Source organism: Campylobacter sp. (assembly GCF_030528245.1).
Taxonomy (GTDB): domain Bacteria; phylum Campylobacterota; class Campylobacteria; order Campylobacterales; family Campylobacteraceae; genus Campylobacter_D.
This window is the reverse complement of sequence record NZ_JAUMZG010000003.1, coordinates 47,805-70,091: the sequence shown is the minus strand read 5'-3', so window position 1 is coordinate 70,091 and position 22,287 is coordinate 47,805. Positions and strand designations below refer to the sequence as shown.

Annotated in this window: 25 protein-coding genes and 1 tRNA gene; 13 read left to right on the top strand and 13 right to left on the bottom strand. The window is 44.9% G+C overall.

The genetic code is table 11. The features are described 5' to 3' along the window. The first annotated feature begins 20 nt into the window (after positions 1–20). The 5 genes from Q4A73_RS01415 (at position 21) to Q4A73_RS01395 (ending at position 4,007) form a co-directional block, all read left to right on the top strand. Positions 21–116: a DUF2972 domain-containing protein gene (locus Q4A73_RS01415; protein ID WP_368492638.1), complete on the top strand. Its 96-nt coding sequence runs from the start codon at positions 21–23 to the stop codon at positions 114–116. Positions 117–231: 115 nt separating this feature from the next. After that, positions 232–399: a dihydroneopterin aldolase gene (locus tag Q4A73_RS01410; protein ID WP_303205644.1), complete on the top strand. Its 168-nt coding sequence runs from the start codon at positions 232–234 to the stop codon at positions 397–399. Between the two features lie 9 nt (positions 400–408). Beyond that, a complete protein-coding gene (locus tag Q4A73_RS01405) occupies positions 409–1,926 on the top strand; it encodes a disulfide bond formation protein B (RefSeq protein ID WP_303205643.1) in 1,518 nt (505 codons plus the stop codon). Between the two features lie 48 nt (positions 1,927–1,974). Beyond that, the gene (locus Q4A73_RS01400; protein ID WP_303205642.1) at positions 1,975–2,814 is read left to right on the top strand and encodes a glycerophosphodiester phosphodiesterase family protein; all 840 of its coding nucleotides are present in this window, start codon (positions 1,975–1,977) and stop codon (positions 2,812–2,814) included. After that, positions 2,814–4,007, top strand: coding sequence for a replication-associated recombination protein A (locus Q4A73_RS01395; protein ID WP_303205641.1), 1,194 nt, complete (start codon positions 2,814–2,816; stop codon positions 4,005–4,007). The genes Q4A73_RS01400 and Q4A73_RS01395 overlap by 1 nt, the downstream gene beginning before the upstream one ends. Here Q4A73_RS01395 and pyrC read toward each other — a convergent pair. Genes pyrC through Q4A73_RS01375 form a run of 4 tightly spaced genes read right to left on the bottom strand, consistent with a single transcriptional unit; the run spans position 3,985 to position 7,116 of the window. Further along, complete coding sequence (pyrC, locus tag Q4A73_RS01390; protein ID WP_303205640.1) at positions 3,985–4,998, bottom strand: dihydroorotase; 1,014 nt, start codon at positions 4,996–4,998, stop codon at positions 3,985–3,987. The genes Q4A73_RS01395 and pyrC overlap by 23 nt on opposite strands. Next, positions 4,995–5,246, bottom strand: a complete 252-nt coding sequence (locus Q4A73_RS01385) for an ArsR family transcriptional regulator (protein ID WP_303205639.1) — start codon at positions 5,244–5,246, stop codon at positions 4,995–4,997. The genes pyrC and Q4A73_RS01385 overlap by 4 nt, the downstream gene beginning before the upstream one ends. Further along, a complete protein-coding gene (locus Q4A73_RS01380; protein WP_303205638.1) occupies positions 5,231–5,602 on the bottom strand; it encodes a diacylglycerol kinase in 372 nt (123 codons plus the stop codon). Before Q4A73_RS01380 ends, Q4A73_RS01385 begins: the two co-directional genes overlap by 16 nt. Next, complete coding sequence (locus Q4A73_RS01375) at positions 5,599–7,116, bottom strand: phosphoethanolamine--lipid A transferase (protein WP_303205637.1); 1,518 nt, start codon at positions 7,114–7,116, stop codon at positions 5,599–5,601. The genes Q4A73_RS01380 and Q4A73_RS01375 overlap by 4 nt, the downstream gene beginning before the upstream one ends. Before the next feature lie 98 nt (positions 7,117–7,214). On the opposite strand from Q4A73_RS01375, the gene Q4A73_RS01370 reads away from it, so the two are divergent. The 6 genes from Q4A73_RS01370 to flgG all read left to right on the top strand — a co-directional run bounded on the left by Q4A73_RS01370 (position 7,215) and on the right by flgG (position 11,972). Next, the gene (locus Q4A73_RS01370; protein ID WP_303205636.1) at positions 7,215–7,973 is read left to right on the top strand and encodes an exodeoxyribonuclease III; all 759 of its coding nucleotides are present in this window, start codon (positions 7,215–7,217) and stop codon (positions 7,971–7,973) included. Positions 7,974–8,109: 136 nt separating this feature from the next. Continuing rightward, positions 8,110–8,184, top strand: a tRNA-Glu gene (locus Q4A73_RS01365). Between the two features lie 56 nt (positions 8,185–8,240). Continuing rightward, entirely contained in the window at positions 8,241–8,969 is a 729-nt protein-coding gene (gene dapB, locus Q4A73_RS01360; protein ID WP_303205635.1) for a 4-hydroxy-tetrahydrodipicolinate reductase, read from the top strand. Next, positions 8,970–10,304 carry an amidophosphoribosyltransferase gene (gene purF / locus Q4A73_RS01355; RefSeq protein WP_303205634.1) on the top strand — a complete coding sequence of 445 codons (1,335 nt, stop codon included), beginning with the start codon at positions 8,970–8,972 and terminating at the stop codon, positions 10,302–10,304. It begins immediately after the preceding gene. A 47-nt stretch (positions 10,305–10,351) separates the two neighbouring features. Beyond that, positions 10,352–11,164, top strand: coding sequence for a flagellar hook-basal body protein (locus Q4A73_RS01350; RefSeq protein ID WP_303205633.1), 813 nt, complete (start codon positions 10,352–10,354; stop codon positions 11,162–11,164). Positions 11,165–11,180: 16 nt separating this feature from the next. Beyond that, positions 11,181–11,972 carry a flagellar basal-body rod protein FlgG gene (flgG, locus tag Q4A73_RS01345; RefSeq protein ID WP_303205632.1) on the top strand — a complete coding sequence of 264 codons (792 nt, stop codon included), beginning with the start codon at positions 11,181–11,183 and terminating at the stop codon, positions 11,970–11,972. Here flgG and Q4A73_RS01340 read toward each other — a convergent pair. Beyond that, a complete protein-coding gene (locus tag Q4A73_RS01340; RefSeq protein WP_303205631.1) occupies positions 11,969–12,988 on the bottom strand; it encodes a HAMP domain-containing sensor histidine kinase in 1,020 nt (339 codons plus the stop codon). The genes flgG and Q4A73_RS01340 overlap by 4 nt on opposite strands. A gap of 10 nt (positions 12,989–12,998) precedes the next feature. Next, the gene (locus Q4A73_RS01335) at positions 12,999–13,787 is read right to left on the bottom strand and encodes a DUF234 domain-containing protein (protein ID WP_303205649.1); all 789 of its coding nucleotides are present in this window, start codon (positions 13,785–13,787) and stop codon (positions 12,999–13,001) included. A 111-nt stretch (positions 13,788–13,898) separates the two neighbouring features. Between Q4A73_RS01335 and Q4A73_RS01330 the strand changes: the two genes are divergently transcribed. Then, entirely contained in the window at positions 13,899–15,167 is a 1,269-nt protein-coding gene (locus Q4A73_RS01330) for an aminotransferase class V-fold PLP-dependent enzyme (RefSeq protein ID WP_303205630.1), read from the top strand. Here the strand turns inward: Q4A73_RS01330 and Q4A73_RS01325 are convergent, their stop codons facing one another. Then, positions 15,168–15,911, bottom strand: coding sequence for a transporter substrate-binding domain-containing protein (locus Q4A73_RS01325; protein WP_303205629.1), 744 nt, complete (start codon positions 15,909–15,911; stop codon positions 15,168–15,170). A 126-nt stretch (positions 15,912–16,037) separates the two neighbouring features. Further along, positions 16,038–16,817 (bottom strand): inverse autotransporter beta domain-containing protein, encoded by a 780-nt coding sequence (locus tag Q4A73_RS01320; RefSeq protein ID WP_303205628.1) that lies wholly within the window; start codon positions 16,815–16,817, stop codon positions 16,038–16,040. Positions 16,818–16,928: 111 nt separating this feature from the next. On the opposite strand from Q4A73_RS01320, the gene Q4A73_RS01315 reads away from it, so the two are divergent. Beyond that, on the top strand, positions 16,929–18,440 hold the full coding sequence (locus Q4A73_RS01315) for an inorganic phosphate transporter (RefSeq protein ID WP_303205627.1): 1,512 nt from the start codon (positions 16,929–16,931) through the stop codon (positions 18,438–18,440). Here the strand turns inward: Q4A73_RS01315 and mnmH are convergent. From mnmH to Q4A73_RS01290, 5 genes are read right to left on the bottom strand one after another with little or no spacing between them, the layout of a single operon-like run. Then, positions 18,423–19,421, bottom strand: a complete 999-nt coding sequence (mnmH, locus tag Q4A73_RS01310) for a tRNA 2-selenouridine(34) synthase MnmH (RefSeq protein ID WP_303205626.1) — start codon at positions 19,419–19,421, stop codon at positions 18,423–18,425. The two genes, Q4A73_RS01315 and mnmH, sit on opposite strands and share 18 nt — an antisense overlap. After that, a complete protein-coding gene (locus Q4A73_RS01305) occupies positions 19,411–19,893 on the bottom strand; it encodes an HIT domain-containing protein (RefSeq protein ID WP_303205625.1) in 483 nt (160 codons plus the stop codon). Before Q4A73_RS01305 ends, mnmH begins: the two co-directional genes overlap by 11 nt. Continuing rightward, a complete protein-coding gene (trpC, locus tag Q4A73_RS01300; RefSeq protein ID WP_303205648.1) occupies positions 19,894–20,676 on the bottom strand; it encodes an indole-3-glycerol phosphate synthase TrpC in 783 nt (260 codons plus the stop codon). Next, positions 20,673–21,938: an ATP-dependent nuclease subunit B gene (locus Q4A73_RS01295; protein WP_303205624.1), complete on the bottom strand. Its 1,266-nt coding sequence runs from the start codon at positions 21,936–21,938 to the stop codon at positions 20,673–20,675. The genes trpC and Q4A73_RS01295 overlap by 4 nt, the downstream gene beginning before the upstream one ends. After that, a complete protein-coding gene (locus tag Q4A73_RS01290; RefSeq protein ID WP_303205623.1) occupies positions 21,911–22,285 on the bottom strand; it encodes a YkgJ family cysteine cluster protein in 375 nt (124 codons plus the stop codon). The genes Q4A73_RS01295 and Q4A73_RS01290 overlap by 28 nt, the downstream gene beginning before the upstream one ends. Positions 22,286–22,287: the final 2 nt, after the last annotated feature.

Sequence of the window (22,287 nt, the reverse complement as noted above, 5' to 3'; positions counted from 1 at the left end):
TATACCATCACTACAAAAAAATCTTTGACGAGGAGCTTGAGGGGCTCAAAAAATCACGCCCCGACATCGTAGCTTCGTGGAAATTTTATGCGGAGTTTGAAAAAATTTCACACTAAAATCGCGGCTGGTTTTGATTCATCTCGGTCAAGGGGCGGTTTAAAAAATTTATTTTGCATTAAATTTTTTTTGCATAAAATTGTCCAATTTTAAATTTTGTCAAGGAGAACTTTGATGGAGTTTTTGGAACTTTTACTCGTGCTGATCGCTATGGTTTTGATCATCATAAAGCCGCAGAAAGAAAGGCTCGCCTTCGGTTTGGTTATGGTTTCTTGGTTGATCATGATTTTTTATTATGTGGGTCATAAAACAGGCGCACTTTTAACGGTGATGAATTTATAGGAGTTGGCAATGTGTGAAATCCACAAAACAAAAAATTTCTACACCCTAATGTGCTGGGCAGGGTTTTTGATCATAATCTTGCCCGTAGGGATCGCAAATTTAGTCTTCGGCTACATGCTTGGCGATAGCCCTTGCACACTTTGCTGGGGGCAAAGGGAGGCGATGATATTCATCGGCGTGATGGCGCTTTTCATCGTCCGCTATGGACTTAAGGGCAAATATCTGGCCGCCCTTTTGATCATGACCGCTTTTGGACTTTACCAGTCCTTTGCTCATTATGGCAATCACGCTCACAGGGATCTGGATCAGGGCTTTGGTTTGGCGGTGTTTGGCATACATACTTATTTTTGGGCTGAGGTAGTCTTTTGGGCTGTCGTTTTGCTCTTGGGTGTGATTTTCGCCTTTGCGCCAAAATTTAGCGCCTTTGATGAGGAAATGGGCGGGGAAAAGGTGAGAAAATTTACAAATTTTAGCTTCATGGCCGTGCTTGCGAGCACGCTCATCATCGCCTCCAATGTCTTTCAAGCCTTTGTCAGTACGGGCGTTCCGCCCTATGTGGGGCAAGGGGATCCTGTGAGATTTAGCCTCAATCCAAAATACATCATTTGGAGCACAGGTGGCTGGGATGGTTTGTGGCAGAATATTTCATTTTTAGGCAAACGCGATGTGAAAGCGCCCGATTATGCCTTCGCTCCAGCCGGTGAAAAACTGGGCATCAACTTCGACAACGACAGCGCCAATTCTCCCTTTGAAAAAATCAGCTCCGAGCTTAAAATCACGAGTGAGCAAATCATTGCTTATGATAAGCCTATCAATAGTTTGGATTATATCAATGGTGAGTTTGTGGCCAGCTCTAAATTTGATGTGGCCTTTTTAAACGATGATTTTAGCGTGAAGGACGCCTTTGAATTGGATCCTTATTTTTCAGCAACCATCGATCCCATCATTGGCATCATTCCCTACATGCAAAATAAATTTATCCTCATGGGCTCGAATAAGTCTTTTTTAAGATTTGACAAAAATCCTAAGGCCGATGAGGCTTTGCAGTATGCGGATTTCATCAAGGGTGCGGATAAATTTGAAGGACAAGGCGATGGCCTAGGACGCGGTAGGCTGGATACTGTCCGCTCTAAATTCCATCATGTGGCTAGCATTACAAGTGATGATAGATATTTTTATCTTGCCACCGTGCCAAACAATAAGGACGCTAAAAGTTTTGTGATTTCTAAATTTTCCCTAAAAGATAGAGTGCTTTCTGGAGAATTCACGCCCAAGGCAGCTCTAAAGGAGGGCAGAACTTTAGGGGATTTATACATCACTTCCATGACGCAAAGGAATGGAGAGCTTTACGCTTTGAGTAAAAATCACAATGTTATCGTCCTCATCGATCCCGACAAAGAGGAGCTTACAAGGGTCATCGCCTATCCTAGCTCCATCACAAACGCAAGAAGCCTCTTTTTCAAGGATGACAGGCTTCACATTCTTTCTTATCAAGAAGGTGCGAACAAGCTTTACACTTTAAACTAAGCAAAATTATCCTAGAAATTCTAGGATAATACTTTAAGGAGCTCGCTCATGAAAGTTATAATGTTTTCATTCATTCTAAGCCTAAGCCTCTTCGCAAATCCCCTCATTATCGCCCATCGTGGTGGTACAGCCGATGCGCCAGAAAACACACTCACCTCCATCAAGCTTTCACTCAAAAATAAGGTCGATGCCGTTTGGATCAGCGTGCAAATGACTAAGGATAAGCAACTGGCACTTTATAGACCGAGTGATTTGAGCGCCCTGACCGATAGCGAGGGTAAAATTTCTGATTTTACCCTCAAGCAACTTGCACAAATTCAAATCACCAAATCCAAAACCATCGGAAGCATTTTCAATGATGAATTCCTCTACATCCCAGCACTCAGTGAGGTTTTGGATAAATTCCCCGACACACATTTTTTTATCGATCTTAAAAGTCCGGATGCCAACGATGAGGAGCAGGCCAAAATTCTACTTGAAACTCTCAAGCAAACCGAGAGCTTGAATAGAGTGCGGGTTTATTCTACAAATGATGACTATATCCTTGCCTTGAGTGATGAAATTTCGCGTTTTGTCACCAGGGGGCAAACCTTAAAAAAACTTGCCGATGTGAGCCTTTCGCATCTTTGCCAACAAGAAGAAGCACAGGATTTATATTACGGACTGGAATTTCAAAAAACGGTTGAGTTGGTTGAGAAATTCACTTTGGGCGAGGGCATCACTCAAAGCACTCTCACTTGGGATAAGGAGGCTATGGATTGCTTCAGGCAAAACGGAGGCAAGGTGATACTTTTTGGCATCAACGATGCGCAAAGTTATGAAAGGGCTAAGGACTTAAAAGCCTACGGTGTGATGGTTGATAGCCCTCAGTTTTTTAAAGATAGGTGATGAATTTAGCCCTGAAATTTCGCCCCCAAAATTTAAATGACATTTTAGGTCAGGATGATTTGGTGGAGATTTTTAAAAAATTCATCGCGATGCAAAAGATCCCACATAGCTTATTTTTCGGGACCTCTGGCTGTGGCAAGACAAGCTTTGCCCGGGCAGTGGCTAGGGATTTTGGACTTTCATTTTATGAATTTGATGGTGGGAATTTTAAACTTGAAGCACTCAGAAAAATCCTAGAAAGCTCCAAGGATAATCTCTACAAGCCCCTAATTTTCATCGATGAAATTCACAGGCTTAATAAAATTCAGCAAGAAACGCTCTTAGGTCCCATGGAAAACCATCACTGCATCCTCATCGGCGCTAGCACAGAGAATCCCTATTTTGTGCTAACTCAGGGCATAAGAAGTCGCAGCATGCTTTTTGAATTCAGGCCCCTGCAGAGTGAGGCACTTGAAAAACTGCTCACAAGGGTGCAAGAAGAGCTGAATTTTGAGCTTGAGGATGGTGCGAGAGAATTTTTACTCCAAAGCAATGATGCAAGGATGATGCTAAATTTAATGGACTTTGCTCTCATTTTGGATCCTAAGAAAATTTCCCTCTGCAATCTCAAAAAGCTCAAAAATACCACCAACAATGAAGGCTCCAATTCCAAAGACACCCACTATCTTTTAGTCAGTGCCCTGATAAAAAGCCTTCGTGGTAGCGATGTGGATGCGGCGCTTTACTATTTGGCACGACTTATTGAGGCGGGTGAGGGGGCTGATTTTATCGCGCGGCGATTGGTGATTTTTGCCAGCGAGGACATCGGCAATGCCGATAGTCAAGCCCTCATTTTGGCCACCACCACCCTCCAAGCTGTCAAAAACATAGGCTATCCCGAGGCTAGGATCATCCTAGCACAATGCGTGGTGTATCTAGCCTGCGCCCTAAAGTCCAACGCCAGCTACTCAGCCATCAATAAGGCTTTAGACTTTGTGCGCGATTTTGCTCCGCTTGAAGTGCCAAGCCACCTGCACAATAACCATCCCGATAAAAAATTCTACCTTTACCCTCATGATTTTGGTGGCTGGGTGGAGCAAAAATACCTCGCCCGTCCCTTGAAATTTTACCACTCAAAAGCACAGGGCGATGAAATGAGGCTTGAGAAAAATTTGCAAATCCTCAAAGGCTCTAAGCCTCCAAAACGCGACTGAATTCCACCCCTTCTCCCGCCCTGAAAGGCACGATGCGCGTCCTCTCATCGCCATAATCCTGAGGCACCTGCCACTGCCTTTTTTCTAGGCGGATGGTTTTTTCATTTTCAAAGCTTAGATTATGGATTTGACAGGCGTTATCACTGATGAATTTTTGCAGTGCCCCAGCGTTGGAATTTTTCTCAAAAATTTCAGCCAGACACTCCAGTGCCACAGGCGCGCTAAACACTCCCGCCGCGCAGCCGCAGCACTCCTTTTCCTCTCTGGGATGGGGTGCTGAGTCGCTACCAAACATCACCTTTTCATAGCCCGAAAAGGCAAGGCCACACAGGGCCTCCCTGTCTTTGTGGGTTTTGGCGACGGGCTTGCAAAAAAGATGCGGCCGCATCTTCCCCCCGATGAGATCATCAAGGGTCAGCGTCAAATGATGCAAAGTTATGCTCGCGTATAAATTTTCATAATCCTTTAAAATTTCGCACGAAACGGCGGTGGTGATGTGCTCCATCACGATTTTGAGTCGGGGGAAATTTCGGGCGAGCTTGGCGTAAATTTTTGCAAAATTCGCCTCCCTATCCAGCACGAAATCGTTGGTTTCTCCGTGGATGAGTAGGGGGATTTTTAAGGCACTCATCGCCTCTAGCGTGGGCCTTAGCCTCTCCACCTCAAAGCTCACAACCCCCCCGCTTGAGTTGGTCGTAATGCCAGCGGGATAAAGCTTGATGGCAAAAATTTCCCCCCGCGCTTCTTCTAGGAATTTTTCCGTGTAATCTTGATAAAAAAGCGTCATCAAAGGTGTGAAATTTTCCCCCCCGCAGGCGGCTAAAATCCGCTCTTTGTAGGCTTTGAGGGCAGAAATTTCACAAAGGGGCGGGATGAGATTGGGCATGATAACGCCCGCCCGAAAGGCCCCTGCGCTAAGGGGAGCCACCCTTTTTAAAAGCTCACCGTCCCTTAGATGCAGGTGCATGTCCAGAGGATTTTTGAGGGTCATTGGCGTCCTTTATGGTTGAGATTGAGTTGGTAAAAGCTGTTTTTAAGCTTGCTTAAAATTTTTTTCTCTTCAAAAAATTTCAGCGAGGCGATGAGGGTGGGCTTGCTTTGCCTTAAATTTTCCTCAAGTGTAGCGATTTTCACGCCGATGAAGCCGTTTTCATCGCAGTGCGCGCAGAGGTATTTTAGGAGCGCGAAGCGTTTTTCTCCCAGAATTTTCACCACGGCTTTTTCTAGCTTTTCATCCATTGAAATTCCAAATTCAACAAAACAAGGCCCCAAGAAAAAAGGGCAAAAAGCACGGCGAAAAAAACCGCCGCACTCCCGCAGTCCTTAGCCCTTTTGGCCTCTTTGTGCCATTGACTTGTGGCCAGATCCACGCAGGCCTCAAGGGCTGAATTTAGGGCTTCTGTGATGAGGATGAGCACCAAAACCCCCGCCAGAAAGAGATGTTCCATCAAGCTGAGGGGCAAAAAGCAATCAAGCACCAGGGCGGGGATGATGATGCAAAGCTCTATTTTGAAGGATTTTTCAAATTTTAGCAGGGCGCGTAAGCCTTGCAGGGCGTATTTTGCGTTGGCAAAAAAGGAGTATTTTGGTTTCAATCTTGCGCCCTTAAAAGATCAAGCCCCTCGCTATAAAGCGGGGTTTTGATTTCAAAATAGCCCAAAACCGTGCTGAAGATATTATCGTGTGAAAGCTCTAAATTTTTGCGTTTGAGGGCGGTATTTTTTAGCCCCTCATCATCGCTCCACAGCATCAAAGGGATGTGTGTTTGCGTCTTGGGGGCGATGGCGTAGGGCATCCCGTGGAGGTAAATGCCGTTTTCGCCCAGACTTTCGCCGTGATCGGAGAGGTAGATGAGGGTGTTTTGATAGCCCTGCATTTTTTTGAGCCTCTCGATGATCTCCTTCACGATGTAGTCGGTGTAGAGTATGGAGTTATCGTAGGCGTTGGCGATTTGATCCATCGTGCATTTTGCAAGCTCATTAGTGTCGCAGGTGGGGGTGAATTTTTTAAATTCTTGAGGATAGCGTTTGTAGTAGGCAGGTCCGTGAGAGCCCTGTAAATGCACGACAAAAAAATTCGCCGCCTCCAAATTTTGAAAGGCTTTCTCAAGCTCCCCCAATAAAAAGCCATCATAATCCTCGCTAAAAATTTTAGCATCCTCAAGCCTCTCGCACACTCCCTGACAGCCGCCAGAGTTGTTATCCAGCCATGTGATTTTCACGCCCGTTTTGCTCAAAAAGTCCAAAAGATTTTCCTCGTAGGCCTTGTTGGAAAATTCCTTGCGAGTGGAAGCGGAAAACATGCAGGGCAAGCTCACCGCCGTAGAAGTGCCGCAGCTTGAGACCTGAGTGAAGTAGAGGACCTCATTTTGGGTGTAGGGGTTGGTTGAATTTTTGCCATAGCCCCCCAGCGAGTAGTTGGCCGCGCGAGCCGTCTCGCCGACCACGAGCACGAAATTTCTTTTCGTGTGGTTGTTTTCTCGGTAGCTTCCCTCGCTTAAAATTTTAAGCTCCGGCCTAGGCGCGCGATAAATTTGATAGTAGCGAAGCAGGGCGTAGAACTGATAAAATGGGGCGTTATACATTCTGATCTCGTTGTGGGTTCTGAAAAAGGGGATGAAGGTTTTCGTGAGGGGCAAAAAGATCGCGCAGAAAAGTCCAAGCGCTAGAGAGATGTTTAAGAATTTAATGCCAAGCTGTTTTTTCAGGGGGGGGTAGAGGATGTGGATTTTTGCGATGAAAAAAGCTAGGAGCAAAAGCGCACAAAGCGTCAAAATCAGGCGTAAATTTATCAAATCAAAGGCCTCTTTGGTGTCGGTGTTGAAGGCGTTATGAATCATATCCGAGTCGATCAGGACGCCATAAGTTTGCATGAAATAGGCGCTGATCCCCGCTGTGATGATGAAAAGTATGGAAAAAAATTGACTCAAAAAGCGCACAAAAAGCACGCATAGTATGATATGCACGAGGCAGGCATAGGCTAGGATGAGGGCTAGGGTGAGCCAGGGCTGGTTTAAATTTTGATGGACAAAGGAGAGGGCGTTGTAGTTTATCAAAACGATGAGCAGGGTGTTTGCAAGCGTGAATTGGAACCAGGAGATTTTTAGCATTTTATCTTTCCGTGTGAAAATCAAGGCTGCAATTATATTTTTTTTTCATTAATGTTTAGCAAAATTAGGATAGCATAGGCCTTTTTGAAAGGACGACGATGAGGCTGATTTCGTGGAATGTCAATGGCCTAAGGGCGATTTGTGATAAGGGCGCGCTGGAGTGGCTGAGGGAGGAGAGGCCTGATTTTATAGGGCTTCAGGAGATTAAGGCGAGCGAGGATAAAATCCCCAAGGTCATTTACGAGTATCCCTTCAAGCATCTTCACACCAACCCCGCAAAGAGGGCGGGGTATTCTGGCGTGATGAGCCTTTGTAATTTTGACTGCGAGACGAAAAAATGCGAATTTTTTGACGACGATGAGGGGAGGGTTTTGGAGCATAGCTTCGGCCAAATCGTGCTTTTTAATATCTATTTCCCCAACGGGCAAAAGGATGAGGAGCGCCTGAGTTTCAAAATGAAATTTTATGCGGATTTTTTGGATTATTTGAAAGGGCTTTTGAAGCGGGGCAAGGACATCATCATTTGCGGCGATGTCAACACCGCTCACAGGGAAATCGACCTCACGCATCCTAAGGCTAACGCCAACACTTCGGGCTTTCTGGCGATTGAGAGGGCTTGGATTGACGACTTGCTAGGGCTTGGTTTCGTGGATACTTTTAGAAAAATTCACGGCGATGTGGGGGAAAAATACTCATGGTGGTCCTACAGGATGAGGGCGCGGGAGAAAAATGTGGGCTGGAGGATTGATTATTTTTTCATCTCAAAGGGGCTTGAAAAGCGACTCAAGGATGCCTTCATTTATGAGCATATTTTGGGCTCAGATCACGCGCCTGTCGGGATAGAGCTTGAAATTTAGCAGGCACTCTCCCTCCGCATCCTCATCAAGCCTCAAAAAGCAAATTCTAGCCGTTTTATGATGCGCTGAGGGCGGTTTGGATTTTATTTTTTATTAAGAATGAGGCTGTAAAATCACGACTTTAATCCTGCAAAATGGCCCATTCGTCTAGCGGTTAGGACATCGCCCTTTCACGGCGGTAACACGAGTTCGAGTCTCGTATGGGTCACCACGAAACAAATTTAGAGATACATGCTAAAATCCCCACTTCATCTAAAAGGCAAAGCAATGATAAATATAGGAATTTTAGGCTCTGAGGGACGCATGGGCAGGGAGCTCGTGCTGCATCTGCAAGATGAGAGCGATGCAAGAGTCGGGTCGCTTGTCGGCAGGGGGGGGGATGTGATGGGGCTTTTGGAAAAAAGCGATGTGGTGGTCGATTTTTCCTCCCCGCTTGGCACGAGGCACCTCCTAGAGGCTGCGCAAAACGCTCCAAGGCCCCTAGTCATAGGCACGACTGGGCTTGATGAGGGCGTGATGGGACTTTTGCGCCGTAGCGGGGAGCTCATGCCCGTATTTTACGCGACCAATATGTCCCTGGGCGTGGCCGTGCTCAATCATCTAGCCCACAAGGCGAGCAAGCTGCTTAGGGATTTTGATATAGAAATTTTAGAAATGCACCATCGCCACAAAAAGGACGCCCCCAGTGGCACGGCGATGAGTCTCGCGCACAATGTCGCCAAGGCTAGAAATTTAGACCCTGAAAAGGTTCGCATCAGCGGCAGGGATGGCATCGTGGGGGCGCGGGGCAGGGACGAGATCGCTGTGATGAGTTTGCGCGGCGGGGACATCGTGGGGCGGCACACGGTGGGCTTTTATGAGGATGGGGAATTTTTAGAGCTGCATCACACCGCCACCTCGCGCTCGACCTTTGCCAAGGGGGCGATAAAAATCGCCAAGTGGCTGCACAAAAAAGAGCCAAAACTCTACGCTATCAGTGATTTTTTAGGAATTTAAATGTGCGCGGTTGTAGGGGTGATCAATTCAAAAAACGCCAGCACCTACGCCTACTACGCCCTTTTTGCCATGCAGCACAGGGGACAGGAGGCAAGCGGCATCAGTGTGAGCGATGGGGAAAAAATTCACACCATCAAGGCCAAGGGCGAGGTGGGTCAAATTTTTAGCCCCGAAAAGCTCAAAACGCTCCAAGGCAGGCTGGCCATAGGGCATAATCGCTATTCCACAGCGGGAAATTCTAGCCTGGGCGATACCCAGCCCGTAGTGGCGACCTGCATTTTGGGCGATCTCGCCCTCGCGCATAATGGCAATCTAGTCAACAAAGACGCCATGCGTCAAAGGCTCATCAAGGACGGGGCGATTTTCCGCACCAACATGGACACCGAAAACCTCCTCCATCTCATCGCAAAGAACAAAAGCGCGAATTTGAAAGAGCGCTTTGTGGCCAGCCTCAAGGACTGCGTGGGGGCGTATTGCTTCGTTTTAGCCAGTAGAGATAAGCTCTTTGTCGTGCGCGACAGATACGGGGTGCGACCCCTGTCTTTGGGGCGTTTGAAGGATGGGGGCTATGTTGTGGCGAGTGAGACCTGTGCCTTTGATTTGATCGAGGCGGAATTCATCCGCGATGTGAGGGCGGGGGAATTGCTCATTTTCACCCAGGGCGCGGATGGGTTTGAGAGTGTGCAGCTTTTCACGCCAGAGCCTAGAATTTGTGCCTTTGAGTATATTTATTTTGCCAGGCCTGATAGCATCGTGGAGGGCAAGAGTGTGTATGAGGTGCGTAAAAAAATGGGCGAGGCCTTGGCGAGGAAATTCCCCCACAAGGCTGATTTTGTCGTGCCTGTGCCAGATAGCGGCGTGAGTGCGGCTTTGGGTTTTGCGAGTCATCTTAAAATTCCGCTTGAGATGGCCATCGTGCGTAATCACTATGTGGGGCGTACCTTCATCGAGCCCACTCAGGCGCTGCGAAATCTTAAGGTTAAGCTTAAATTAAGCCCGATACGCCCCGTTTTGCGGGGCAAGGAAATCGTAGTGATAGACGATAGCATGGTGCGGGGCACGACCTCCAAGAAGATCATAGCCCTCTTGCGCGCGGCTGGGGCTAAGAAGATTCACTTGGGCGTGGCTTGTCCGGAAATTAAATTCCCCGACATTTACGGCATCGACACGCCCACTTTTGAGGAACTTATCAGTGCGAATAAGAACGCCGAGGAGGTGCGTGAGTATGTGGGGGCGGACTCTTTGAGCTTTTTGAGTATCGAGGAGCTGAGGCAGAGTATCGGCGGTGAGCGGGACTACTCACTCATTAGCTTTGATGGGGATTATTTTATTTAAATTTGGAACGCTTTTTGCTAGCATCTTGTAAATTTTAAAGGTGAAACATGCAAAATGGATACTATCAAGCCACAGGCGGTATGGTAACGCAGTTTAATAGGCTCGAGGTCATCACGAATAATTTGGCCAACATCAACACAAGCGGCTATAAGCGCGATGATGTGGTGATTGCGGACTTTAAGAGGGTTTTCAGGGAGGTTCAAGATGAGCTTCCTATCGATGATCATACCCGCGATGCCTCGCGCTTTATCAACACGACCATCGACACTGTGCCGCAAATTTCGCAGGGCTATACGGATTTTAGCACGGGTTCTTTGAGGGCTACGGGCAATCCTCTGGATCTTGCGATGGTGCGTGAGGATGCCTTTTATCTGGTGCGGACGAAGGATGGGGAGCTGAGGCTTAGCAAGGATGGGAATTTTCAGCTTGACGATGAGGGTTTTTTGATCAACAAACAGGGCTATAGAATTCTAAACAGCTCTTATTTTGAAAATCCTCAAAACGCGGGCATTAAAATTCCCGCAGAGGCCGTGCATATTGTTGCGGATAAAAATGGTAACATTACGGTCGATGGCGAGGCAAACGCTAGGCTCTTCATCGCGCAGGTCGATGACATAAGGGCCTTGGAAAAGGACGGGGATAATGTTTATAGGATTGATGATTTGACGCGCATTAGGGATTTGGAGAATTCAGGCGCGGTTAGGCAGGGCTTTTCTCAGGGCTCTAATGTCAATCCCGTAACCGAAATGGTGGCTTTGATCGAGGCTAATAGGATGGTTGAGATGTATCAAAAGGTGATGAGTGCGCATATGGATGATCTCAATCAAGAGGCGATCAACAAGCTCGCCAGCGTGAAATAAATTTAAAGGATAAAAAATGATGCGTTCACTCCACACTGCAGCCACAGGGATGGTTGCGCAGCAAACTCAAATCGATGTTACCTCAAACAACATCTCCAATGTCAATACCGTGGGCTTTAAAAAGTCAAGGGCTGAATTTGCGGATTTGATGTATCAAACGATGAAGTATGCGGGCACTTCGACCTCAGCCACCACGCTTTCACCCTCAGGTATTGAGGTGGGTTTGGGAGTGCGTCCTACGGCGGTTACGAAGGTTTTCACGCCCGGAAGCTACAAATCCACAAGCACCGATAGCTTTGATATGGCGATCGAGGGTAATGGCTTTTTTCAAATTCAGCTTCCAGATGGCACGACGGCCTACACGAGAAACGGGCAGTTCACGAAGGATAGCGAGGGCAATGTCGTCAATGCGGACGGGTACAGGCTCCTGCCTGAGATGACGGTGCCAGAGGGCGCTACGAATATCTCCATCGCAAAAGACGGCACGGTGTCGGTGATGCTAGCTGGAGAGCAGCAGGAGACGCAGATCGGGCAGATTGAGCTTGTGCAGTTTATCAACCCTGCGGGGCTTCATTCTATGGGCGATAATCTTTACTTAGAAACGGGAGCGAGCGGTGCACCTGTGGCGGGTGTGGCCGGACAGGGCGGCTTGGGGAACATCCGCCATGGTTTTGTGGAGCTTAGCAATGTCCAGCTGGTCGAGGAAATGACGGATTTGATCACGGGGCAGAGGGCTTATGAGGCAGGCTCTAAGGCCATCACTACGAGCGATGAAATGCTTGGCATCGTGAATGGGCTCAAGCGTTAGGCTAGGGGCAGGGTGAAGTAGAAAATTTTGGGGCTTTTTTTGAAGCCAAGCTCACCCTTGTGGGCGCGCATGATTTGTTTGCAAAGGCAAAGTCCAAGCCCGTTGCCCTTGAGCTTGGTGGTTTTAAAGGCTTCAAACACCCAATCCTCGTCTTTGATCTCACAGCCATTATCCGCGATCTCCACGCTCAAATTTTGCTCCTTTACGGAGGCTTTGATGGTGATTTTTGGATTTTGAGGCTCGGCTTCTTCTATGGCGTCGATGCCGTTGTAAATGAGATTTTGCAGCACGAGACCGAGGAGGGCCTTATCGGCGTGAAGCTCGAGGGGCAAAAGATCGATTTCAAATTCAATGGAGCTTGAAAAATTGTAAGCATTGATGGCTTGCTCGCATTCGTCTTTGAGCTCTAAAAGGTTGAATTTTACGGCGTTAATGTGCACTCCCTTAGTGAAAAGCAGGGTGGAGTTTACGATGCGCTCCACTCTAGAAAGCGCCTTTTGAATTTCAAGCACGATATGCTTGTTTTTAAGCTCCGATCTTGAAAAAAGCGTGGAGCTTAGCAGGGAGATGGAGCCTATGGGATTTCTTATCTCATGGGCTAGGTGAGCGGCCACGCTGCCCATGCTTGCGAGGCGCTCGTTACGCTTTTCATCGCTGATGTCGGTGGCGGAGATGATGATTTTTTCATTTTGATGGATGATTTTTAGGGTGTAAAATTTGCCCGCAAATTCCAGCTCGTAGTGCTCTTTGTCCAGTTCTATTTTTTTTAAAAGCTTGGCGTTTTTTGAGGCGGCGTGATTTTGCAAGAGTATGTTTTTTTGCCTATCCATGATCCAAAGTGCCGTGGGTAAAACCTCGATAACTTCGCTCATCATCGCCCTTAGCGCGTTGTAATTTTCGTTGAGAATTTTGTATTCATTTTCTATGACATAGGTTTGCTCAATAAGGCTCTCAAGCCCTTTTTGCAGCGTCTCTTTTTCATCAGCGTCTAGGCTTTTTAAGATATTTTTATCCATATTTCCATCCTCACAGCAAGCGCGCAAAATCGTTCAAATCGAACAAAAGCACTTGATTTTTGGGCATTTTTTCCAGCTCCGCACTGAAGCCGTTTTTGGAAAAGATTATATAATAATCGGGCCTTAAATTCAGCATTTTGGCCTTGTGGTGCAGTTGATTGAGGATGTTTTTGCAGATTTTTTTGTTTTTGAATTTCACCTCGCCGATGAAGCATAGTTTTTCATCCCTAAAATACAAATCAAGCTCTATCTTTCTATCCCAGTAGCTTTCAACGCGCAAAACGCCAAAATATTTTTCTAAAAATTCCCTAGCCAGCTGCTCAAAACAAAAGCTTTGATAAAGCTCAAATTGCGCGCGGATGCGTCTTAGAACCTCTTCAAATTCCCCGCGCAGTATCAGCTCTTCGTTGGGTTTTAAAAAGTAAAAATAAAAGCGCGTGAAATGATCGCAAAATATGAGCTTATCCTGCACGGTGTAGGCTCTTAGCTCTTTTTTGACTTTTTGATTTTTGTTTTTGATGAGTTTTTCCTCCTTGCTTTTTTCAAGGCTTAGAATGTGAGAATTTAAAAAATAATGGATGGAATTTAGAGCCTTGAAATGCTTGATTTTGGCATTGATGGAGTATCTTTTGCGGTTGTTTTTCGCAAGAAGCGTGAGGGCGTAAGCGCTCGTTTTATCAAGGCTAGAAAGGGGGAGCTTGTTGTAATTTTTCAGGATCAAATTCTCAATGTCCTCAAAAAGTCGCCCCGAAAAATTCTGTCCCTCAAAGCCGTCAAAAACGCTATAAAAATCCACCATCTCGCCCAGGCTAAACTCACGATGCAGGGCGGCAAAGTCGCTGAATTTAATGCTTTTCCTTAGATTGAAAATTTTTTGTATAATCTTAGCAAATTTTTGCAAGGACAGCGCTTGGATATTGAGGCTTTGAAGAGGGATTTGATTTTAAAAAAAGGCACGCTTTATTTTGATTTTGCGGCCAGTGCTTTGGCCTTAAAGTCTGTGGAAAAAAAAATTGCAAAAATCCTACCCACCTATGCCAACACCCACTCCGACAGCGCCCTGCACTCCTTTAAAATGCAGCGACTTTACGAGGGGGCTAGGCAGAGCATCAAAAAAAGCCTAAATTTAAGCGAGGATTTTGCCCTCATAGCGTGCGGCACGGGAAGTAGCGGGGCGATTAAGAAATTTCAAGAGCTTTTAGGCATCTACCTTCCCCCCGTGCTGAAGCAAAAATATTTTGGCGATTTTGATAAAAAATCCCTACCTTTGGTCATCGTGGGGCCTTATGAGCATCATTCTAACGAGCTTTCTTTCAGGGAGGGGCTTTGTGAGTGCGTGAGGGTGCCTTTGAATCCAAGCGGGGAGCTGGATTTTGATGCTTTGGAGCAAATTTTAAAGGACAATCAAAGGCGCAAATTGATAGGCAGCTTTTCCCTCGCCTCCAATGTAACGGGCATTTTGAGTGATTTTGAAAAAATTTCCACCCTCGTCCGATTTTATGGTGGTTTGGTGGCCTTTGACGCCTCAAGCTTCATCCCCTACAAAAACATCCCTTGCAAATTTTATGACGCGCTTTTCATCAGCGCGCATAAGCTTGTCGGCGGCGTGGGTTCTTGCGGACTCTTGGCGATCAAAAAAAGCCTCTGCGGGGACAAACCCAGCTTTGCGGCGGGGGGGACGGTGGGCTATGTTTCAAGGACCAGTCAAAGTTATCTTTGCAATGAAGAAAATTTAGAGGAGGCGGGCACGCCAGGGATTTTGCAGCTCATCCGTGCGGCTTTGGCCTTTGAGGTGAAGGATAAAATCGGCGTGAGGGAGATAGCAAAAAGGGAAAAAAGGCTTAAAAATTATTTTTTCAAGCAATGCGAGAGGATTGAGGATTTGGAGCTTTATGCTAGGAATTTGCAAAAACGACTTTTAATTTTTTCCTTCAACATCAAGGGAATTTCGCCCTTCGATTTGGCCTATGAGCTGAGTAAAAAATTCCGCATCGAAACGAGGGCGGGCTGTGCCTGTGCGGGGCCTTACGGGCATGATTTGCTCGGACTTAGGGACAATCAAAGGCTTGATTTTAGGCCGGGGTGGCTTCGGGTAAGCTTACACTACACGCATGAGTTGGTTGAGATTGATAGTTTTTTTGAAGCCCTACAAAAAAGCATTGCAAGGCTTCGTTTTTAATCAGTTAAGTCCATACTTACTGATAATTTTGTCGAAAGTTCCATCTTCTTTAAGTTCTTTTAAAGATTTGTTGATTTTATTTAAAAGTTCTGCTTGCTTGCCCTTATCAACAGCAAAGCTAAAGCCACTATCCGTACCATCGTCCTCTTCCAAAAAGGCTACCAAGTCAGGATTTTCCATCAAAAAACCAACTAGTACCTCTTTACCAGCAATAACCGCATCAATTTTCTTGCTCTTAAGTGCCAAGACTGCTACTGCTAAGTCCTCGCTGGCTTGCACTTTCGCATCTTTAATGGAATTAGCTAAAGGCTCTTGTAAGGAACCAAGCTGTACGCCTAAAGCCTTGCCTTCTAGGTCTTCTCTAGAATTCAAATCGGCATTGTCTTTGTGTTTGATGTAAAGGTTTTTAGTTGATTCATAGTAAACATCACTAAAATCGACACTCTGTCTTCTTTCGTCTGTTGCACTCATAGCAGAAGCTATCATATCGATTTTACCTGTTTTGAGGGCCGGGATGAGCCCATCGTAGTTTATCTCAACCCAATTCAATGTAATGCCTTCTCTCTTAGCAATTTCATTAAGCAAATCGGTATCAACCCCAGTAAGCTTCGCATCTTCTTTATAGTTAAAAGGCTTGTAATCCGGAGAAGTGCCGACCCTGAGCTCCCCATTCGTTTCTGCCCTCTCACTGCAGGCACTCACAAACAAGCCCACGAAGGCGATCAAGGCGAGGATTTTTTTCATTTTTGGTCCTTTCTGGCATGAAATTAAAATATTTTACATTATCTTTACTTTACAAACAAATGTTGCGATAAGCACTTCAAAATAAAATTTTTTTTAATATTCAACGCTTTTGTGCGAATATCTTGTTTAACGGTTTTTTTCGAAAAAATTATAACGCTCAATTCCTTCTAAAATATCATCTGTAGTTTTCAATTGTTTGAAAAAATTTTCATTAAAATCAAAACTAAATCCTATTCGAAAAATCATTTCATCTTCATGATCGAATGTTTTGTGTAATAAATTAAATGAAAACGCCTTGTAGGGCTTATAAGAAAATTGATAATTATTTTTTGCGTCATCTTGATAAATATCAAAAATTATACTTTGATTGTCGGGCAAAGCAAAATTCAGTCCAAATTGCAGACTATTTTTCATTTCTTTATGAATGTAATAGTTTGCGTAAGATTTGAAAAAATTTGCATAAACAAATTCGCTACCAATACTCGCTACACCTTCTTCTTTTTGTTTGTCGATAAAGCTATTGACTCCTAGCAAAAAATTATTTGTAGCGTATCGATTGATCAAACCTCCGTAATAATTATAGTTTTCTTTTGAAATAAAAAGCTCTTTTTGAAAAAGCAAGGAGTTATTTTCTCCCTCATATAAGGATGTCAGACTCATTATTTGAAAATTTTCTCTTTCAAAATTCAAATCTCCCTTTGTATTGTCTATTCCGTTATTTTGTTCAAAAATTTTTGCAAGAGTGGAATTTAAAGCGAGTTGAAAATCCACCTCTTCAGTTTGAATGGCTTGAGGTTTTTGACTGGCATTGAAATCAAAATAAGTCCAGTGATTATCAGATATCATTTTGTCTGAATACCCAAAGAGAAGGTAGGTCAACATTAGACAATGAAATATTTTTTTCAATGAACACCACCTGAAGCTAAAATTAATAATAAATCATTAATTAAAATTTATTAAAATCAGTCACAATTTTAATAAATTTTTGTTTCTTTTTTAAGAAGGGATTGTTATTTAATGAATAATAAAAGTGTATTTATTTTTCTTAATTTATTTCTTTTGTCTTCGATCTTAATTCTCTACGGAATTTATAAATTTAATTTCAACAATGTGTTCCTATTTTGTTTTGTTAGTTTTTGTGCCGTTTTTTTAGCTTTTAATATCGGCAGTAATGATGCTGCAAATTCGTTTGGAACAAGTGTGGGTTCAAAAGCTTTAACACTAAAACAGGCCTTGGTTGTATGTGCTATTTTTGAAATTTCCGGAGTTTTATTTGCTGGCAATAAAGTTGTTGAAACGATTCGAGATAAAATTATAATTTTTCCAGATTCGATTTCTCCAGTTTTGTTTGTTTGCATTATGTTGAGTGCGCTTTTAAGTTCTGGAATTTGGATTTTGTTGGCGACTAAAAAAGGACTGCCCATTTCTGCTACCCATTGTATTATTGGAGGATTGGTTGGGGCATCTATCATGATGTGCGTCATAGAATATGACAAAATACAAACTTTTAATATTGTTAAATGGCAATATATTGGCTTAATAACTTTAAGCTGGGCAATCGTTCCATTTTTGAGTTGTATTTTGGCTTATTTTTTATATGCGTTTGTCGTCAAAAACATCATTGTTCCCATCAAGAGGAAGGAAAGGCTTTTACGTATCCTTAAAGAAAAAAAAAGGATCATACAAAGCAAGTATATATCAGATGCTGCTCAAAGAGTCGATGCATACTTGAATCTAGAGCTTGATTCGATCAATAAAAACGACGACTTTCAAATCTTTATTGACAAGATTAAGGCAAGGAAAAAAGTTATCAATATTAACAAGAATTTAAAATTTATTCCCTATTTTGTTTGCAGTGGATTGGTTGTGAATTTAGGAATTTTTTTGCTGGAAGGAGTAAAATATGAAAACTTTTATCATTTTTTGACCAATCTATGGATTTTGATAGTTGTAGTTTCTATATTCTATTTTATTCTTACTTCTTATTTATCAATTTTTTCTAAAACAAAAATTACAAAAGTTGTCAAGAAAATTTTTATCATATTTCAAATTATAGGTGCTTGTTGTTTTGCGTTTGCTCATGGTTCTAATGATATAGCCAATGTTCTTGCACCGTTTTTAGCTATTTTAGATGTGCTTAAAGATGGTGATATTGATACAGGATTTAATCCTAGTTTTTTCTTATTCGTTATTTTGGGCATTGCTTTAATATCAGGCTTCTTTTTTTTAGGAAGAGAAGTGATAAATACAGTAGGCAATAAAATCATCTCTATCAATCCAGTTTCGGGATTTTGTATCGAGGTAAGTGCTGGTGCTATCATACTCTTATTTTCTCAAGCTGGTGTTCCTATAAGTTCAACTCATGTTTTAATTGGCGCTATATTAGGAGTAGGGCTTCAAGTTAAGCGCATAAATTGGAATTTGTTAAAAGTTATAATTATGACATGGCTGATTACTTTACCTACAGTATCTTTATTATCAACTTTCATATTTTTAATTTTGAGAATGATATTAATGGAAACTTTTTAAAATGCAAAATTCCAAAAGCTCTTCCCTCGCCCTGCCGATGTCATCGGTATTGAGGACCTTATCCACTCTAGCAGGCTTCTTATACGAGCCATCATAATAGCTCAAAAGCATAGCGATGAGCCTCTCCCACTCGCCCTGCTCGTAGCTTTTTTGCAAATCAAGGCGCAAATTCCTGCTGATATAGGGGCTAATCCTCCCCAAGCACAGCCTAAACCGCGTCGCATCCATCCTATCCTTATAAAGCCGCTTTATCCTTGCGATGCGCTCCTGCAGGCTTGCCACGCAGAGAATTTTAACGCCCCCCTGCATCGCCTCATAAAGTCGCTTGGGTAGGCTTATGCGACCGATTTTAGGGCTTTCACTCTCTATAAAAGCCCACTCTTTCAAGGCTTGCAATCTAAAAAACAAAGCCTCCTCAAAGGCCTTTTGACTGGGCTGCTCACCCAAAATATCGCCAAAAGACGAGCCCAAATGCCCCGCCATCGCCTCCAAATCAATCGCACGCGAAAGCAGGGACAAAAGCTCGGTTTTCCCGCAGCCCGTATTGCCGCAAAGCACGAAGAATTTCAGGCCCAAAGGCGCGGCAAAATACGCATTCACAAAGGCCCGATACGCTTTAAAGCCCCCACGAAGCCGCACCACACGATACCCCAGCTCACTCAAAATCACCCCCACCGCCCTCGAGCGGAGCCCCCCCCTAGCGCAATAAACGCCGATTTTAGCACCGATGCGCACCCTTTGCGTCAGGTCCTCAAGCCTCCTTGCCACATTGGCACAGATGAAGGCCGCGCCCTTTGTCTTTGCCAAGGAGGGGCTTTTTTTGTAAAGCGTGCCAATTTCTTGATGCTCCTCATCGCTTAAAGCGTAGAAATTTAGTGCCCCGCTCAAATGCGCCTCTTTAAATTCCCTAGGACTCCTCACATCCAGCACGCTGTCAAATTCCTGCGCTTTGAAGTCCTCAAATTCAAGCTCACTCAGCATTTTTAAAGGCCTCAAACAAGAGTCTGTAAATCGCATCCTTATCGCTACCATAAACGCGTGTGTGGGCTATGGTCGTGATGAAATTCGTATCCCCGGCCCAACGCGGCACGAGATGATAATGACAATGCGCCGCTATCCCAGCACCCGCATCGGCGCTTAAATTCATGCCGATATTGACCCCGCCGGCCTTCAGGTGCTCTTTTAAAATTTTCACGCCCCACCGCACCAAAGCGCTCATCTCCTGCCAAGCCTCCTCCTCAAGCGCCTCGATACGCTCCTCGTGTGAGTAGGGGATGATCATAAAATGCCCCGGCGAGTAGGGGTAGCGGTTCATCATCCCAAAGCAGTGTTTGGCTCTAAAAATCACGCCCAATTCCTCATCGCTTTGAATTTTTTTCTCAAGGCAAAAGGGGCAATCCTCACTCCTACCCTCAAAATACTCATTCCGCCAAGGTGCGTAAAGATGATCCATTCAAGCCTCGCAAATTTTTTTCAGCGCCAAGCCCTCGTCCCTTTGGCGCATGAAATGCTCGCCCATCAAAAAGGCATCCACGCCAAGAGCCTGCAAGTGCTTTAAAAACGCCACATCCCCCAAGCCGCTTTCTGCGATGATGATTTTAGAATTGGGAATTTGCGGGATGAGTTTTTCACACAAATTCATATCCATGGAAAAATCCTCTAAATTTCTGTGATTGATGCCGATGATATCGGCCCCTGCGAAGATTGCCTTGCTCAAATCTTCCTTGCTGTGGATCTCCACCAGGGCCTCAAGCCCCAAGTGGCGCGCGAATTCTAAGAGCTTTTTGAGCGCTTTGGTGCTGAGCATTCTGGCGATTAAAAGCACGAAATCCGCCCCATAAACTAGGGCTTCTAAAAGCTGATACTCCTCAAAAATAAAATCCTTGCGCAAAAGTGGGACCTGTGTGTAGCGGCGGATGAGACTTAGATACTCCAGCGAGCCTTCGAAAAAGTGCGGCTCTGTCAAAACTGAAATCGCCGCCGCGCCGCCTTTTTCGTAGTTTAAGGCGATGCTTAGGGGCTCAAAATTTTCACGGATGAGGCCCTTGCTGGGGCTTGCCTTTTTGACCTCGGCGATGATTTTCATCTCGCTTTTTTCACGCCTCAATGCCCTGATAACGTCCTTGGGAAAGAAGGGATTTGACGCTAGGGAGCGTCCTAGCATGTCGTAGGGCAGGGCCTTTTTTCTCGCCTCCAAGTCCTCCTTGGTTTTTTTTAAAATTTCTTCTAAAATCATCGCAAACAACGCTCTATCGCCTGCAAGTGCTCTTTGCTTTCGCTGGAATTTGAAAACTCCGCATCGTGCAGGGTTTGCTCAAAAATTTCCCAAGCCTTCTCACACTCGCCAAGCTTATAATACCCCCAAGCCAAGGAGTCCAAATAATACAAATTCTGCGGCTCCTTCTGCAGGGCGAGCTCAACCCACTTCATCCCCTCCTTGACATCGAGCTCATAATCGATCAGCAAGTAGCCATAATAGTTCAAAAAAATGGCCTCACTTTGCGCATCGATGGCCTCCTCAAATTTTGCGGCCACAGACCTTGCCTCCTCCAAAGTGGGCTTTTTGTCGACGCTTGCTGCCTCAAATTCAAAAAGCGCGGCACGCAGTAGGTGCTCTTTCTTTTTGCTTTCTTGATAAAGCTTAAGGGAGAGCGCCCTCGCCTCGTCAAAGCGCTTTAAATTTTGATACAAAAAGATCTTCACATCATCGTCCATATCGTAGCGCATTGCGATTTTTAGGGCATCCTCTCCCTTGCCGCGCTGGTTCAAATTATCAATCAGGGTCAAAATAAAATTCTTATCCCCACTCAGCTCATAAAGCTCGAGCAAAATGTTTTCAAAGCTCTCATAATCCCCCGCTTCAAAATAAATTCTAAAAAGCAGGCCGCAGGTTTTTAGGGTGCAGCCGTTCATCTTGTGAAAGTCCTCAAGCAAGGCCTTGATGCTTTTTGTGTCATTTTGCAGGGCGTAGACGCCGACAATTTTCAGCGCCAAGGCCTCATTTGGCACCTGTTTGTAGGCGAATTTGTAGTATTTGATCGCTTCTTTGGGCTTGTTTTTCCTCAGCATGATGTCTGCATAAAGCTCGTAATTTCCCGCATAATCATCGCTTTTAAGCAGCTCTTTGGCCAAAATTTCAGCCCGCTTGAGATCCAAAATGGACAAAGCGTAAAGCGCACTCAAACGCTTGAGGGTATTGCTTTGAGCGAGGTATTTTTGCGCGATGGCATCGAGCTCATCGGCCTTGGGAAGATTGTGCGAAAGGGTCAAATAAAGGGCCTGCTCTAGGAATTTCACCGCCTTATAACGCTCAAACATAGCCCAAAACGCATCGCGAGCTCCCTCGTAATCGCCATAGCTCTCACGAATAAAGGCCCGCGTTAAATCCGCGTCAAAATCGACATTTTGCAAATTTTTAGGCTCAGAATAAACCACGGCCCTACCCCCGCAGGCCGCCAAAAACAAGGCCACTAGGGCAAGTAACAAATTCCTATACATTCCTCTTCCAATTCTTTTTGATGGTTTTTGAAATAGTCCCAAAAAGGAAAAGTGCGGCACTGTTTTGGACGCAGGGCGTAAATCCCGCAGTTTCTCCTCGCCTCATCAAAGAAAATGCACGCAAATCCATCTTCAAATTCCTTTTCCTTCAGGCTCATTTTAGCGCCCACTTTTGTGAGGTATTTTGTCTTAAATTCCTCAATGCTTAGTTTCAAATGCTCACTCAAACGCGCCGCTTCTTTCGCATCGATGAAGATATGACCGCTTTCTCCCGTGCAGCACTTGCCCCCACACTGGGCGCACTTGCTTGCGTCAAAGCCGTAGTTGAAACCCCGCTTGGTTTTCACAC